The organism is Mycobacterium shigaense, from assembly GCF_002356315.1.
Classification (GTDB): domain Bacteria; phylum Actinomycetota; class Actinomycetes; order Mycobacteriales; family Mycobacteriaceae; genus Mycobacterium; species Mycobacterium shigaense.
The window spans coordinates 3,639,438-3,655,126 of sequence record NZ_AP018164.1 but is presented as its reverse complement, the minus strand read 5'-3'; the positions used below and the strand labels follow the sequence as shown (position 1 = coordinate 3,655,126).

The following is a 15,689-nucleotide window of genomic DNA, read 5'->3' as shown; positions in this document are numbered from 1 at the left end:
TGGCCAGCGCTCGGAAACCGGCGGCGTCATGCGTCATCAGCTCCGGCGATTCGGGTTACTTGTTCGACAAGTACGGGTGTAGCCGAAACGGTTCGCCGCGAACATATGTCGGGGCGACGTCCCCCGTCGATTCGGGCCAAGGGCCGTGGCCGTGGGTCAGCCGCGGCGGGCCGCTTCTTGGGCGAGCTGCACCCGGGAGGTGAGACCCAGTTTGGTGTAGACGTGGGTGAGATGGGTCGCCACGGTGCGCGGCGAGATGAACAGTCGTGTGGCGATGTCTTTGTTGGGAAGGCCCTGCCGGACGAGTTCCGTGACGTCAAGTTCAGCCGGCGTCAACGATCCCCACCCGGTGGCCGGCCGTTTGCGTTCCCCTCGCCCGCGCCGTGCGTAGGCGATCGCCGCCTCGAGAGTCAACCCCGCGCCCTCGGCCCAGGCGGTCTCAAACTCGCTGTCGCCCAAGCCGTCTCGGAGAGATGTAATCATCATTTGATGGCTTGCGTCGTACACCTTGAACCGTACGATTCTCATAGACTGTCGTAGCGCGCCGGCGGCGCCGAGCAATCGGGCCGCTTGCCGGTGGCTGGTAGCGGCATTTGCCACCGCGGCAAGGCATTCCAGGGCATCCGGCGTTGCGATGTGGGCGTCGACGGCGACGGCCACGGCCAGCGCCTCGTGCGCGTCGCGTTCGGCTTGCTCGGAGTCGTCCTGTGCGATGGTCACCCGGGCCCGTGCGACCAGCGCCACCGCCCGACCGACGCCTCCCAACAAGGGCACGGCCTCGTCGGCATACCGTCGGGCCATCGCCAGATCGCCGTGGGTGAGGGCGACTTCGGCGAGCGGGTTGACGCCGGCGGCCGGCACGGGCTGTTCGAGGAAACGCTGGCGCGCTATCTAGCTGGCGTCCGTGGCCGCGGCGACGTCGCCCGCGGCAAGCGCCGCCCTCGCCAAGGGCGCGTATCCGATGCCTTCGACGAAGCCGCCGAACTCGGCGCCCAACGTGGCGGCAGCCGTCGCGGCTTCGCGCGCGGCGTGCGTGTCACCCATGTATGCCAAGGTGTAGGACAGGTGGGACAGCGCCGCGAGTTGTCCGTAGGGATCGTGGGCGGCCTCGGCCTCGCTGGCCAGGGCACGGAACTGGTCGACAGCCTCGACGAACTTTCCCTGGTGCCACAAGGGGGTGCCGACGCCCCAGAAGCGGCACATGAAAGAGACGATTCGGTCGCCGATCTCCTCGGCGACCTGGTGTCCTTCGATACCGGCCGCGAACCCTGCGCGTGGTTCACCGGCGGCGGCTGCGGTTTTGGCCAGAAACCACAGGCATTGGCTCAATCGCCTCTTGTCGCCGGCCTCCCGGGCCAGATCGATCGCTTCGGTGAGGTAGCCGCGCGCCGTGTCCGCGTAGTAGACGGCAGCGGCGCCGCACGCCAACAGGGACCGAGCAATCAACGCCGGCTCGCCCAGTTCTCGTGCGATGGCCAGCGATTGCCTCGCCTGCTCGAATGAATCCGGGCTGTCGAGTACCGCGGTCAGCAGTGCGATGTCGGCGAGCGCGCGCGCCTGCACCTCCGGCGTTACCGTCGCGGCATCGCCCTGCAACTGGGCGATGAGGGCGCCAAACCAGGACAGCCCCTCGACGATGCGCCCGCCCGACAGCCACAGCGGTTGCAGCGACGACGCCAGCCGCGCCGCGCGCTCGACGTCGTTGTGGTCACGGCTCCACCCGAACGCGGCCCGCAGATTGTCGAACTCGGCCTCGACCTGCTCGGGTCGAATCCCCCCGTGGGCCGATGGATCCGGCTCGTCCAGGTCGGCCACCAGCCCCGTGTAATGGTCGCGGTGGCGATCACGGACGTGATCGGCCTCGCCGGACTCGCCGAGCTTTTCCAGCGCATACTGACGCACCGTTTCCATCAGTCGGTATCGCGTTCGGCCGCCGGCGTTTTCGGCCACAACCAGGGACTTGTCGATCAGCAGCGTCAGCAGGTCCAACACCTGATGGCGTTGCACCGGTGCGTCGCCGGCGACGGCGCGGGCGGCGTCCAGGTCGAAACCGCCCAGGAAGACCGCCAACCGATGAAACACCACGCGTTCGGGTTCGGTGAGCAGCGCGTGTGACCAGTCGACGGATGCGCGCAACGTCTGCTGGCGGCGCACCGCGGTGCGCGCACCACCGGTCAACAGCCGGAACCGGTCGTGCAGGCTATCGAGGATGTCGGCCGGCGACAGGGCCCGAACGCGCGCGGCGGCCAACTCCAGCGCCAATGGCATGCCGTCAAGTCGCTGGCAGATCTCGGCGACTGTGTCAGCGGTGTCACCGGTGATGGTGAAGTCGGGAACCACCCGTCGGGCCCGTTCGGTGAACAGGTCGATGGCCTCATCGGCCAGTGACAGCGGCGGCACCCGCCAGGTCACTTCACCGGGGATCCCGAGCGGTTCTCGGCTGGTCGCCAGCACCGTCATGGCCGTGCACGCGCGCAGCAGCGTCGCGGTCAGCTCCGCTGCCGCGTCGAGAACGTGCTCACAGTTATCCAGCACGATCAGCACGCGTCGGTCGCTGATTAAACGCACCACGGAATCCGTGGCCGACCGACCAGGCTGGTCGGGCAGACCCAGGGCACGTGCGGCGGTGACCGCCACGACTGCTGCATCGGTGACCGGCGCCAGCTCGACACACCACGCGCCGTCGAACTCCGCTGCCGCCTCGCCCGCCACCTGCAGGGCCAGCCGAGTCTTACCGATGCCGCCCGCCCCCGTCAGGGTCACGAGCCGATCCGCGCCGAGCAACCCTCGCACTTCGGCCAGCTGCCCTGCGCGCCCGACGAAGCTCGTCAGCTGAACCGGGAGATGCTGCACCGCAACGGCTTCGGTGCTTCGTAACTCCGGGAATTCGGACGGCAGGTCAGGATGACACAGCTGCATGACGTGTTCGGGGCGAGGCAGGTCACGAACGCGGTGGCTGCCCAGGTCGGCCAGCCACGCGTCGGCGGGAAGCTGATCGACCACCAAATCGCCGGTGATGGCCGACAGTACCGTTTGCCCGCCGTGGGCCAGGCTCCGCAGCCGCCCGGTCCGGTTGATGGCCGGGCCCACATAGTTGCCCTCATCTCGCAGTTGCACCTCCCCGGTGTGCAGCCCGACGCGCAGCCGCAGCGGGGCCAGCGGCGCCAACTGCAGCGCCAACGCGAACGCGACTGCATCAGATGCCCTGGCGAACGCCACCACGAAGCTGTCACCTTCGCCCTGCTCGACCGGGCGCACCCCGTGATGGGTGGCGACCAGCTCAGCCAGCGTGCGATCGAGTTTCGCGATAGCAGCGGTCATCTCGTCGGGTGCGATCTGCCACAGCCGGGTCGAGCCCTCGACGTCAGCGAGCAGCAGCGTCACCGTGCCCGTCGGCAACAGCTCACTCACACCCAGATCGCTCCAGTTCGGCGGATCAATTTCGCTCATGCTAGCCAGCTTCGACCCCCCACCGGCCCAGAAACATCAGCACTTAGTCGTAGATTGCGCCGCGACGTACGACCCGGACATGCGTGATCTACGTCGTTTGACCGATGGTCAGCAACCCGGGCGGCGGCACCCTCGAGCGATGTTGTCGATCATCATCGCCTCGAGTCCCGTCCACGGTCATGTCACGCCGCTGCTCACCGTGGCGAAGGGATTCGTCGAGCGCGGCGATGACGTGCGGTTCATCACCGGAGCGGCCTTCGCCGATCGAGTCCGGGCGACCGGCGCAACACACATCGCGTTGCCGCCGGACGCCGACTTCGACGTCGACGATCTGGAGGCGACGTTCCCCGAACGTGCCCGGTTGAAGGGCTTGCGGGCGGTCGCCTTCGATGTGGAGCACATCGGCGCGAACCCGGCGAGGCCGCAGTACGAGGCGCTCATGGCTGCCCACTCGGCGCAACCGGCAGACGTTGTACTGGCCGAACCGGCGTTCTTCGGCGCGATGTTCTTGCTCGCACATCGCCGTCCGACCCGCCCGCTTGTCGTCATGTGCGGCGTCATCCCGCTCGGGATGCCCAGCGCCGACACCGCACCGTTCGGGATGGGTTTTCCGCCGGCACGGCTGTTCAACCGTCCACGCAATGCCGTCTTGGCGGCATTGAACCGCCGGGTCTGGGCCCGCGCAGATGACGCCCTGGATCGGCTCCACCGTGCCGTGCACGGTCAACCCATGCCGGGCCACGTCCTCAACTGGTACAGCTGGGCCGATGCGATCGCTCAATTCACGGTACCGTCGTTCGAATATCCTCGGTCAGACGCGCCGGCCTCGCTACATTTCGTCGGCCCGCTGGGCGCCACCGGCTCGCAGGCGCCGCTGCCGGATTGGTGGGGCGACCTCGACGGCTCGCGCCCGGTCATCCACGTCACGCAAGGAACGGTCGCAAACAAAAACTACGAGCAAGTGATCAAGCCGGCTCTCGAGGCGCTCGCGGACGACGATGTGCGGATCGCGGTGACGACAGGCGGGCGCCCGCTGGACACCCTGCCACCGTTGCCCGCCAACGCGCGCGCCGCGGAATACCTGCCCTACGACGAATTACTAGCCCGCACCGACGTTTTCGTCACCAACGGCGGATACGGCGGAGTTCATTACGCCCTGCGCTACGGAGTCCCGATCGTCGCCACCGGCGGCAAGGAGGACAAACCCGAAGTGGGCGCGCGGGTCGCGTGGTCCGGAAGTGGTCTGCGCCTGCGGACCGAACGACCAACCCCCAAAGCCCTGCGGCGGGCCATCCTCACCGTCCTTCGCGAATCCTGCTACCGGCAGGCCAGCCGCCGCATCGCCGACGAGATGCGCGAATACAACGGTTTGGGTGCCCTGATCGACATCGTCGAACGACAACGCGCCGGAAACGGTTCCATCCCGCCCGCTCACGACGGCCGCACCACCGCGACGTCTTCACACCATTCAGCAGACACCGTGGACTTCCATGCACCGACGGCATGGACCGCGACAGCGTCACCGGCATCATCCGAAAGCAGAGACTCGACGGGAACGACTTGAGACGACAGTCGCCGTCAAGTAGCCCCGAAATATTTGTGGCAGAGCAAAAATCAGCGGCGTGCGACTTATGGAATCTCGTACACCACCATATTGTCGGCGATGCCGCGCAGCGCCGCCTCCTTCCGGATCGGCCGGCTCGCTTCCTTCTGAAGAATGGCGGCGACGCCGGGTGCACTGATCACGGGACCGGTGATGTGTATCTCCTGCGATGTAGACAGGCTTTTGTACCCGCGCCGCGATATTCACGGTCTGGCCGAAAGCTGGGTTCCGTCCGTGATGAGTGGTGAACGTTCAATACCTATCGGGCACAAACGATTTGACCGCAAGCCGAATTACTGGGGCCGAGTGACGTTGACCTGGCTTGGGTTCAGCTCGCGAAGTCGCCGACGGCAGTCATTCTGACGCCATCCGAAGCGGTGGCGAAACCGACCGAGTTGAACGCGCAGTTGAGGATGATGGCCCGGTGTGGCGGACTGCCCATCCACATGTCGAGTATCGAATTCGCGGTCGCGGCGGATCCGGTGCTCCAGAAGACGATCTCCCCGTTCGCGTGGGCTCGGTAGCCCGCTTCGGTGATCCGCGCCCGCGGCGAGGAGCCGTCCGAGCCGACGTGGCCGTTTAGGCCGTTGCGCAGCATGTCGTTGGCGTGCCGCTGCGCCGCCGCTGCCAACCGTGGGTCGTCGCCAATCGCGCCGCATGCCGGGCGAAGCGCGGTGACGCCGTTGTACATCGCGGTGCCCAGGTCGTCGGCGCGCGCCGTCGGACCGGCACCGGCGTCGAGAGTCGTGATGAGCGCGGCACAGACCGCGATGACCTGGACTTTTCACGTCAAGTTGCCTCTTGCCACACCATACTGTTCTGCATTCGGCACCCAAACGTTACGCATTTTTGACCATGAGGCTCGCCGATCCCCCGCGTAACGAATCGATCACCGGCGCCGAAGTGAGAGGGGTGCACGGTCGTGCACTTTCGCGAGCCCCGAGGAGCAATGCATGCCTGCACTGATGACGTACCGATTTTCCACGACCTGGGCAGACGTCATCAATGCGGCTTCAGCGGCGCTTCGCCCACTGGCCGTTGCGGCGGGCGTCGCCGCCGCCGGGGCAACGCTGCCTGCCCTCGCGCACGCGGACACGCCCAACGACCCGATCAGCTCCGCCCTGACCGGAGCAGGAGTTGCCAACAACGGTTCGGTGAGCAACGCCATTGCCGGAATCGGCAGATCGATCTGCCCATCGCTGGTCAAGCCGGGCGCAACGCTCGCCTCGATCGTTTCGAAAGTGTCTGGAAATAACGGGCTTTCGCCGAACATGGCCGGGCTGGTCACCAGCATGGCGATTCAGATGGAATGCCCCGGCTTCATGACCTCGCTCGCCAACGGCAACATGCCGTTCCCGCTGCAGGCGCCCGGCCTGCCGTCCATTCCGGGCGTCGGCCCCGCTGCGATGCACTAACCCAGGCAGTGGGCCGCGGTCGTCAGCTCGGCTGACATGTTGCGCTCCATCATCTTCAGCGCGGCCTCGCCGAGTTCATCGTCGATGTGGGCCACGCAGAGCAGATACGCCAGGGGAGTCGCATAATACGCACTGTGGCGCACCTTGGTCAGCAGCCTGCTGCCTTCGGCCGGCACGATGGGGTCCACCAGGTCGGGACGTTCACCGTTGCATGCTGATTCGACGATGTCGGCGAATTGGGCGGTGAAGTCGCCGTAGTTGTCGTTGACATAAATCAGGTCTACGTCGTCTGATTCGCGCGCCCGGCGAATCAGATCGGGCAGCGGATCGACGGTTTTGCCGACGTTGGGTATCAGTGCTTCAGCGTCGGGATGCTGATAACTGTTCATCATGTCGACCACCAACACTGCTGTATCGCTCATGCTTGGGTGATACCCGGCGAATACTTGTTGACACTGGCCGAGCGACAATGGAAGGGCGATGGACTTCTACAACAGTTACAGCCAGGGCTTTGTCCGCGTTGCGGCATGCACACACCGGACCACGATCGGTGATCCGACGGCCAATGCGGCTTCGGTGCTGCGGTTGGCCCGCGAATGCCACGACGACGGTGTCGGCCTGGCGATCTTCCCCGAGCTGACGCTGTCCGGGTACTCGATCGAGGACATTGTCCTGCAGGACCTGTTGCTCGACGACGTCGAGACCGCCCTGCTCGAGCTGGTCGCCGCAGCCGCCGAGCTGCTGCCGGTCCTGGTGGTAGGCGCCCCGCTGCGCTACCGCCAGCGCATCTACAACACCGCCGTGGTCATTCACCGCGGCGCGGTGCTCGGAGTAGCGCCGAAGTCGTACCTGCCCACCTACCGGGAGTTCTACGAGCACCGCCAGATCGCGCCCGGCGACGGCGAACGCGGCATCATCCGCATCGGCGACATCGACACCCCGTTTGGACCGGATCTGCTGTTCGCCGCGTCCGATCTTCCCGATTTCGTGCTGCACGTGGAAATCTGCGAGGACATGTTCGTGCCCATTCCGCCGAGCGCGCAGGCCGCGTTGGCGGGTGCAACGGTGCTGGCGAACCTGTCGGGCAGCCCGATCACGATCGGCCGCGCCGAGGACCGCAGCCTGCTGGCCCGCTCGGCGTCGTCGCGATGCCTGGCCGCCTACGTCTATGCCGCCGCGGGGGAAGGGGAATCGACGACCGACCTGGCGTGGGACGGCCAGACCATGATCTACGAGAACGGGGTGCTGCTCGCCGAGTCAGAGCGCTTCCCCAAGGGCGGGCAACGGTCGGTCGCCGACGTCGACACCGAACTGCTTCGCGCCGAGCGCCTCCGGATGGGTACCTTCGACGACAACCGCCGCCACCACCGTGCCTCGTCGGAGTCTTTCCGCCGCATCGAGTTCCGGCTCGACCCCCCCGGCGGCGACATCGGGCTGTACCGCCAGGTCGAACGCTTCCCGTTCGTACCCGCCGATCCCCGCCGGCTGCAACAGGATTGCTACGAGGCCTACAACATCCAAGTGTCCGGCCTCGAACAGCGGCTGCGCGCGCTGAACTTTCCGAAGATCGTCATCGGAATCTCCGGCGGCCTGGACTCGACGCATGCGCTGATCGTCGCAGCCCGCGCAATGGACCGCGAAAACCGCCCGCGCAGCGACATTCTCGCGTTCACGCTGCCCGGCTTCGCGACCGGGGATCACACCAAACGCAATGCGGTCGACCTGTGCCGAGCGCTGGGCGTGACGTTTGCCGAGATCGACATCCGCGAGACCGCCGAGCTGATGCTCAAGCAGATGGATCATCCGTTCTCCCGCGGCGAAAAGGTCTACGACGTCACCTTCGAAAATGTCCAGGCGGGTTTGCGCACCGACTACCTTTTCCGGCTGGCAAATCAGCGGGGCGGCATCGTGCTGGGCACCGGCGACCTCTCCGAACTCGGACTGGGATGGTCGACATACGGTGTCGGCGATCAGATGTCGCACTACAACGTCAACGCCGGGGTACCCAAGACGCTGATCCAGCATCTGATCCGCTGGATCATCGCGTCGCACCAGTTCGACTCCGAGGTGGGCAGGGTGCTGCGGTCGGTGCTCGACACCGAGATCACCCCGGAGCTGGTGCCCAGTGGGGAGGAGGAAGAGCTGCAAAGCAGCGAGGCGAAGGTCGGCCCGTTCGCGCTGCAGGATTTTTCGCTGTTTCATGTGCTGCGCTTCGGGTTCCGGCCATCGAAGATCGCCTTTTTGGCCTGGCATGCTTGGAGCGACCCCGAGTACGGCAACTGGCCGGCCGGGTTCCCCGAAGACAAGCGGCCGTCCTACTCGCTCAAAGAGATTCGGCACTGGCTTCGGATCTTCGTCCAGCGGTTCTACTCGTTCAGTCAGTTCAAGCGCTCGGCGCTGCCCAACGGGCCCAAGGTTTCGCACGGGGGTGCGTTGTCGCCGCGCGGCGATTGGCGCGCCCCCTCCGACATGTCGGCGCGCATCTGGCTCGACGAGATCGACCGCGAGGTTCCCGAGTACTAGCGTTGGTAGGTGCCGGTCAGCACGCCCCAGGCCAGCACGTGTCCGGCCATCGCGGCCAGCAGGGCTTTGGGCTTGTCGACGCCGTCCGCGATAGGCCGGTCGATCGCGAACACGAGGAACCGGTAATGGTGCGGGCCGTGGCCGGGGATGGGCCGCGGACCGGCATAACCGCGATTGCCCAGACCCGCTCGGATGAAGCGCATCCCGGACGTGCCCGGCGACAGAGCCCCCGCTTCGACACCGGGCACGGTCGGCTCGATCACTGCGACGGTATGCAACAGCGGTCGGGGCAGCGGCACATCCAGGTCGTCGATGATCAGCACCAACTGTCGGGTCTCGGGTGGCACGCCTTCCCAGCGCAGCTGAGGCGACGTATTGTCGCCGACGCCCTTACCGGCACTCGATCTGGGCAGCGAGCCGCCGTCGGCGAAGGTCGCACTGGTGACCGCGATGGATCGTGGCGCGGCAAAGGCGCTGCGCGACAACGGACTGCGCGTCGCGTTGGACCGGACGTGCCGCAGTAACCGGCCCGGTATCGCCATCACGCACCGCTTCCCGCGCCGCGCATCGCGACCGTGCTCGAGCGCAGCAGCTCGCCAAGTTCGGGGGGAAGATAACCCTGGGCTGCCAATCGGGGCATGACGCCACCACTTTCGATGATGTCGAGCACCAGGTTGGGCAGCGTGCTCACCGTGCCGGACTCCCCGGTGGTGTCGTTGCGCCAACTACCCTCGCGCAGATCGAAGGTGCCGGTGTCACCCTCGCTGAACACGGCGGTGGCCTGGGGCAGGGTCATGGCCGGCAGGCCGGCGTTGACGGCATTGCGGAAAAACAACGAGTTGAACTCCTCGGCGACGAGCCCGGCGACGCCCAGCTCGGTGAACAGGGAGGCGACCGGGCGCGACGAGCCGAGCCCGAAGTTCTTGCCGGCCAGCACTATATCACCCGGCGAGACCTCGTCGGTCCAGCCTGGGCGCACCTCGTAGAAGATGTGTTTGGCCGCCTCGGGCGGATCCATCTTCATTGCGAACGCCGGATACATCGCGTCGGTGTTGAGGTTGTCGCCGAACACCCACACCTTCCCGCTGAAGGTCAGCGTCATGTCCCCACGCTCCTCGGGTCGGTGATGTATCCGGTGATCGCCGATGCGGCGACGGTCGCCGGCGAAGCCATGAAGATCTCTGCCTCGGTGCTGCCCATGCGGCCGGTGAAGTTGCGGGTGCTGGACGTGATGCACACCTCGCCGGGCCCGACGACACCCATGTGATAGCCGAAGCAGGCGCCGCAGGTCGAATTGGTGACGACACCTCCGGCGTCGGCGATGTCCTGCAGGTAGCCCAGTCGCATGGCCTGGCGGTAGACCTCCTGGGAGGCGGGCGTGACGAGCAGGCGCACCCCGGCGGCTACGGTGTTGCCGCGCAACACCTGCGCGGCGATCTCGAGGTCCTCGAGCTGCCCGTTGGCGCACGACCCGATGAAGGCCTGGTCGATTCGTTGGCGGCCCAGCCGCGACACCGGCAGCCCGTTGCGGCTGATGGTGCCCGGGCGGGCGACGTAGGGCTGCAGTGCGGCGAGGTCGATGTGCCGGACATCGTGGTAGGTGGCGTCGGGATCCGGTGCCGCCGCGGTGTACCCCGTGGCGCCGGCGTCGTCCAGGAAACCGGCCAACACGTCGTCGGCTTCGAAGGTGCTGAAGTCCGCCGATATCTCGGCGCCCTGGGTCGCGATGGTCCGTCGGTCGTGCATCGGGATGCCGGCAAGTCCGGCCCCGCCGAATTCGAGGTTCATGTTGGTTGCCTCGCCGTACTCGTTGGCAATGTGCAAGAAAATGTCCTTGCCGCTCACCGCATCCGGCTTGGCGCCGCCCAGTTCGTACCGGACCGTGGGTGCGACCTGGAACCAGGTGGCGCCGGTACACATGATCGAATAGATCTCGGCCGGCCCCAGCCCGCGGGCTGCGGTGTTGTAGGCGCCCGCGGCGCACGTATGAGAATCCGTGCAGGCCAATACCTCTCCGGGCCGCGCCAGGCCGTTCTCGGCGATCACCTGGTGGCAGATGCCGTGCCGGCCGACGTCATAAAAGCGTTCGATGCCGAATTCGGCGGCGAACTTGCGAGCCTGCGGACCGCCGGCGGCGTCCTTGATCGTGGGTGCCGGTACAGCGTGATCCATCACGATCGCCAGCTTGTCGGGATCGTGAATCCGGTTGGGCTGGACCCACATCGTGGCGAACTGCAAGTCGATGAGCACGGTCATGTCGACCTCCACCACGACGGTGTCGCCGGGCGCCAACGACCGCCGACCGGCTTTGCGCGCGAGGATCTTTTCGATGATGGTCATACCCATGACGGGCCCTTGCCTGCGTAGGTGGTGTCGAGTTCCAGCCACTCGGCCATACCGACAAGGTTGAAAAAGTCAGCGGGGCTGGTCGGCAGGAGGGCTGCAGCCTGTTCTGTTGAGCCTCCGTTGAGTTCGCAAAGGTCTTGCAGCATGGCGAAGGTCGCGTGCATCAGCAGATTGCCCGGATGGATGGCGATCGCGTAACCGAGCTCCTGCAGCCGCGGCGCCGACTCCAGCGGCGTCAAGCCTCCCAGCACCAGGTTGATCAGCAAGGGAGCCTCCACCTCGCGGCTTATGCGCTCGATTTCGTCCACGCTTTGCGGCGCCTCGATGAAGATGACGTCGGCTCCGGCTTGCGCGTAGCGGTTGGCCCGTTCGATCGCTTCGTCGAGTCCCAGCGGGGCGCGCGCGTCGGTGCGGGCCACGATGAGCAGGCTGTCGTCCGACCGGGCATCGAGGGCAGCCGCCAGCGTCTGTTCGAAGACCGCGGCGTCGACTACCTTCTTGTCCGGCAGATGCCCGCACCGCTTGGGAAACACCTGATCCTCCAACTGAATTGCGGCCACGCCCGCCACGTCGTAGGAGCGGACGGTGCGCACCACGTTCATCGGAGCGCCGTAGCCGGTGTCGGCATCGGCGATCAACGGGACGTCGCCCAGCGCGCCGCTGATGATCCGGGCCCGGTCGGCCATCTCGCTCGCGGTGACCAGCCCGATATCGGGCAACCCGAACCCGGAGGCGGCGACGCCGGCGCCGGTCATGTACGCCGCGGCGTGCCCGGTCCGCTTGGTCAGCTGTGCTGAGATGCCGTCGAAAACGCCTGGCGCAATGATCAATTCGCGCGCATCCAACAGCTCGCGCAGTCGCTGACGCGCCGGTGTGGTGGGCATATCCGTCCTTTCAGTCCAGTGCGCCGGCGACGGGCGCGGCGAGCGAGTCGATGAGGTCACCGATGTCGTCGAGGTTCTCGAGTCCGATCACCGCGTGCTCGATCGCCCCGGCACGCGCTCGGTTGGTGACCCGGTCGGCCAGCGCGTGAAACTTCTCGACGAGTTCGTCGTTGGTGACGGGGTCGCCGGGTGCGCCGTGCGGCGCCACGATGCGAGCGTGGTGCAGCTGCCCGTCGCGGGTGGTCACCGAGAAGTCGGTGCGGTAGCGCTCGGTGATGGCGCCCCGCGCCAGCGACTCGTCCAGATGGACCGACGTGGCCGAGATCAACGACCAGATGTCTTCGGCGTCCAGCCGGGCCGCGGTGAACTGCTCCGGTAACACGTTGCCGTCCAGCAGGGCCGCGGCGGTGGCATAGCCGAGGTTCATCTGCGCACCGATCGGGGTGAGCGGCCGTTCCGGTGGCCACCAGCCGTGCTTGTAGATGGTCTCGCCAACGGTGATGTCGATCTTCGAAATATTTTGTGGGTCAATATTTTGACGCAGCTGCCTGGCTGCGTCGATGGCGCCGTGCAGGCCGCCCATCGCGGCGTACGACTTGACCATGATGACCGTGGTCTCCCATCGCCGGCCGAGCTGGTCGGTCAGCAGCGACGCATCGGGATCGTGGCCCTCACCGAAAACACTGAGAAAACCGCCGTATTCGCGCTCGAACACCCGCTTGATGCCCGTGTAGCCGGCCGCGGCAAGGCCAGCGGCGTAAAACCCGTTGCGTGCGGCCAGGCCGTGATGCATGCGTTTGCTCATCGCCTCGTACTGCGCGGCCATCAGTCCCGCCGACTGCGTAGCGGCCAGGCCGAGTGCGTCCTCCAGCTGCTCCGGTTTCAGCCCGCGCAGCTTGCCCGACGCCGTGGCCGCCGAATGTGTGCCGAAGACCGAACCCGAGTGCCAGCCGCGGTCGAGCATCTGCACTCCGTGCAGGGTGTGGCCGACGCGCGGTCCGACTTCGAAGCCGGCGATGGCCGCGAGCAGAAACTCCGCGCCCGTCGTCGGCTGCCCCCGCACCGACGCCGTCGAGAGCAGGGCGGGGAGGAGCAGCGAGCAACTGTGCAGGGGGGCCAGCGGGTGGAAGTCATCGAGTTCGAATCCTTGGATGAAGGTGCCGTTTAGCACCGCAGCGGCGGGGGCGCCGGCGGTACGGCCGGTGCCGATGATGACGGTGTCGCCGGGGCCCTCCAGGCCGAGGACAGCGTCGGTGGCCACCCGTGACCACGGCAGCTGGGCGCCGACCAGTGCGCAACCCAGGCCGTCGAGTAGCAGGTATTTGGCCCGCTCGAGCACCGGTGCGGGCACGTCGTCGAGCCGGAGATCGGCGACCCAGCCGACCAATTGCCCGGTCGGGCCCGCCGGATCGGTGGCGTTGTGCTGCTGCACCGCGGTCATCGCCCTCCCTGGGAACGCAACGAGTTGTTATATACATATAACAACTCGTTATCGGGCGCAAGGGAATCGATGTGGAAACATGACCGACGTGCGCGAGACCAGCGAAAAGGCCGGCGCGGTATCCACCGCCGCGGGCGTGCCGTTGCACCGCCAGCTGTACTTGGTGCTGCACGACGAGATCGACCGCGGCGTCCTGGCGCCCGGCAAGGCGTTGCCCACCGAGCAGACGCTGTGCGACCAGTTCGGGGTTTCGCGCATCACGGTGCGCCGCGCGCTGGCCGACCTCGCCGAACACGGTTACATCGAGCGTCGCCACGGCGTCGGTTCCTTTGTGCGCCAACATGGTCCGGCGGACGAATCGTCGCCGGGGCGCTCCTACCTGGAGGGGCTGCGCCAGACCCAGTTCGAAACCGAGGTCGACGTAGTCGAGCTCGAAGTGCGCCGCCCACCCCGGGCCATCGCCGAGGCGCTCGAGATGTCCGCGGAACTGCTGCACATCGTGCGGGTGCGCCGGCAGCGTCGCACCGGCGAGCCGCTGATGGTCACCGACGTTTGGCTGCCGGCCGCGCTCGCCGGCACGTTGACCGATGCCGCGCTGTGTCGCTCGCCGCTCTACGAATTGCTCTCGGATGCTGGGGTGGTGATCGATCGGGTGCGACACGAAATCACCGCCGAGATCGCCGGCCCGCGGAACGCCCAGCTCCTCGACACCGCGATCGGAGCGGCGTTGCTGCGCGTCAATCGGTTGGTGTTCGCGGCCGGGGCGCCGCACCATCACCTGTCGGCGTTGTTGTCGCCGAGCCGCAGTCGGGTGCTGCTCAACCAGACGGCCGACGAGCTCCAGTTCGCCGACGGTCTGACGATCGCCCACGATGTGGATCGGGGCGCACGCTAGCGATGCTGTTGACTCGCAACGGGATTGCCGCGCCCGTCAGGTGTCCTTGGCCAACGCCGCGTCGATAGCCGCCGCGCACGGTGCGCAGTCACCGGCGCCGGGCATCAGGGTGGAGAGCGCCGCGGCGGCGCAGGCCCGCTGCACCGCGGCCAGTCGCTGGGCCCGGGTGCCCGGGTTGCCCGGCCAGTTCGCCGCCAGCACCCCGGCGAAGACATCACCGGCACCGGAGGTGTCCACCGGATCGACCTCAGGCGCCGGCACCCAGAACTCGTCGTCGGCGCTCACGCAGCGGGCGCCGCGGGCACCGAGTGTGGTCACCAGGTGAGTCGGCCGCCAGGGCCAGTCTTGCGCTTCGGCCTCGTTGACGATCACCAGGTCCGCGATCGCGGCCAACTCCGCCAGCGAACTCCGGTCCCGGCCGGCCGGTGACGCGTTGAGCATGACGACCGCCCCGCCCGAGCGGGCCCGGCCTGCCGCCGCCACCGCCGCGGCCACCGGAATCTCCAACTGCGTCAACAACACATCGCAGTCGGCGATGACGGCGGGGAGGTCCGCGGTATCCAGGCGCAGCTGCCCGTTGGCGCCGGGCGCCACCACGATGGTGTTCTCGGCGCGGGCATCGACGACCACGATCGCCGCGCCACTCGGCCCCGGCACGGTAATGGTTCCGTCCAGCCCGACGCCATTGGACAGCAGATGCGCTCGTAAATTTTCGGCGGCGGGGTCATCCCCGACGGCGCCGACGAACTGCACCCGGGCACCCGCGCGCGCCGCGGCCACGGCCTGATTCCCGCCTTTGCCGCCAGGGGTGTAGGTCAACGACGACGCCAGCACCGTCTCGCCTGGGCGGGGCAGGGCATCGACGTCGACGGTCAGGTCCAGGTTGACGCTGCCCACCACGCAAACCCGCGCCATCTCGCCAACGTTAGTCGCGTCTGCCCTGCACCTCGGCGGTAATTGCGGCGCGCAATCGCCAATATCTTCGCCCCTGCGCGCTAGTCTGCTGCGTTAGCGATGTTGGATTCCCCCGAGGAAAGTGGGCTGCGGTGACATCGAGCCAGTTGGCAGACGCCAAACCCGCCTCCAGCAAGGACGGTGCAGCCGCCGCGACCGAGGAACCGTCGGCGCCAGG

General features: G+C 67.1%; 12 protein-coding genes and 1 pseudogene. 4 read left to right on the top strand and 9 right to left on the bottom strand.

The features are described 5' to 3' along the window. Nucleotides 1–156: 156 nt before the first annotated feature. Nucleotides 157–3,411 (bottom strand): annotated as a pseudogene (locus tag MSG_RS17115) (LuxR C-terminal-related transcriptional regulator). Nucleotides 3,412–3,589: 178 nt separating this feature from the next. On the opposite strand from MSG_RS17115, the gene MSG_RS17110 reads away from it, so the two are divergent. Then, complete coding sequence (locus tag MSG_RS17110; protein ID WP_096441402.1) at nucleotides 3,590–5,014, top strand: glycosyltransferase; 1,425 nt, start codon at nucleotides 3,590–3,592, stop codon at nucleotides 5,012–5,014. A gap of 367 nt (nucleotides 5,015–5,381) precedes the next feature. Here the strand turns inward: MSG_RS17110 and MSG_RS17100 are convergent, their stop codons facing one another. Then, nucleotides 5,382–5,825, bottom strand: a complete 444-nt coding sequence (locus MSG_RS17100) for a CAP domain-containing protein (protein ID WP_308737754.1) — start codon at nucleotides 5,823–5,825, stop codon at nucleotides 5,382–5,384. 181 nt (nucleotides 5,826–6,006) lie between these two features. Between MSG_RS17100 and MSG_RS17095 the strand changes: the two genes are divergently transcribed. Then, entirely contained in the window at nucleotides 6,007–6,468 is a 462-nt protein-coding gene (locus MSG_RS17095; RefSeq protein WP_096441398.1) for a DUF732 domain-containing protein, read from the top strand. On the opposite strand, the gene MSG_RS17090 is transcribed toward MSG_RS17095, so the two are convergent. After that, nucleotides 6,465–6,890, bottom strand: a complete 426-nt coding sequence (locus MSG_RS17090; protein ID WP_096441396.1) for an isochorismatase family protein — start codon at nucleotides 6,888–6,890, stop codon at nucleotides 6,465–6,467. The genes MSG_RS17095 and MSG_RS17090 overlap by 4 nt on opposite strands. A gap of 58 nt (nucleotides 6,891–6,948) precedes the next feature. On the opposite strand from MSG_RS17090, the gene MSG_RS17085 reads away from it, so the two are divergent. After that, nucleotides 6,949–8,991, top strand: coding sequence for an NAD(+) synthase (locus tag MSG_RS17085; protein WP_096441394.1), 2,043 nt, complete (start codon nucleotides 6,949–6,951; stop codon nucleotides 8,989–8,991). On the opposite strand, the gene MSG_RS17080 is transcribed toward MSG_RS17085, so the two are convergent. Genes MSG_RS17080 through MSG_RS17060 form a run of 5 tightly spaced genes read right to left on the bottom strand, consistent with a single transcriptional unit; the run spans nucleotide 8,988 to nucleotide 13,662 of the window. Then, nucleotides 8,988–9,533, bottom strand: a complete 546-nt coding sequence (locus MSG_RS17080) for a YbhB/YbcL family Raf kinase inhibitor-like protein (RefSeq protein WP_096441392.1) — start codon at nucleotides 9,531–9,533, stop codon at nucleotides 8,988–8,990. The genes MSG_RS17085 and MSG_RS17080 overlap by 4 nt on opposite strands. Continuing rightward, entirely contained in the window at nucleotides 9,533–10,093 is a 561-nt protein-coding gene (locus MSG_RS17075) for a LeuD/DmdB family oxidoreductase small subunit (protein ID WP_096441390.1), read from the bottom strand. Before MSG_RS17075 ends, MSG_RS17080 begins: the two co-directional genes overlap by 1 nt. After that, nucleotides 10,090–11,337, bottom strand: coding sequence for a 3-isopropylmalate dehydratase large subunit (locus tag MSG_RS17070; RefSeq protein WP_096441388.1), 1,248 nt, complete (start codon nucleotides 11,335–11,337; stop codon nucleotides 10,090–10,092). Before MSG_RS17070 ends, MSG_RS17075 begins: the two co-directional genes overlap by 4 nt. Continuing rightward, nucleotides 11,328–12,221, bottom strand: coding sequence for an isocitrate lyase/PEP mutase family protein (locus tag MSG_RS17065; protein WP_096441386.1), 894 nt, complete (start codon nucleotides 12,219–12,221; stop codon nucleotides 11,328–11,330). The genes MSG_RS17070 and MSG_RS17065 overlap by 10 nt, the downstream gene beginning before the upstream one ends. A gap of 10 nt (nucleotides 12,222–12,231) precedes the next feature. Beyond that, nucleotides 12,232–13,662: an MmgE/PrpD family protein gene (locus MSG_RS17060; protein WP_096441384.1), complete on the bottom strand. Its 1,431-nt coding sequence runs from the start codon at nucleotides 13,660–13,662 to the stop codon at nucleotides 12,232–12,234. Nucleotides 13,663–13,741: 79 nt separating this feature from the next. Between MSG_RS17060 and MSG_RS17055 the strand changes: the two genes are divergently transcribed. Continuing rightward, nucleotides 13,742–14,557, top strand: a complete 816-nt coding sequence (locus tag MSG_RS17055; protein ID WP_096441382.1) for a GntR family transcriptional regulator — start codon at nucleotides 13,742–13,744, stop codon at nucleotides 14,555–14,557. A 36-nt stretch (nucleotides 14,558–14,593) separates the two neighbouring features. Here MSG_RS17055 and MSG_RS17050 read toward each other — a convergent pair whose 3' ends face one another. Beyond that, the gene (locus tag MSG_RS17050; RefSeq protein ID WP_096441380.1) at nucleotides 14,594–15,472 is read right to left on the bottom strand and encodes a ribokinase; all 879 of its coding nucleotides are present in this window, start codon (nucleotides 15,470–15,472) and stop codon (nucleotides 14,594–14,596) included. Between the last annotated feature and the right edge of the window lie 217 nt (nucleotides 15,473–15,689).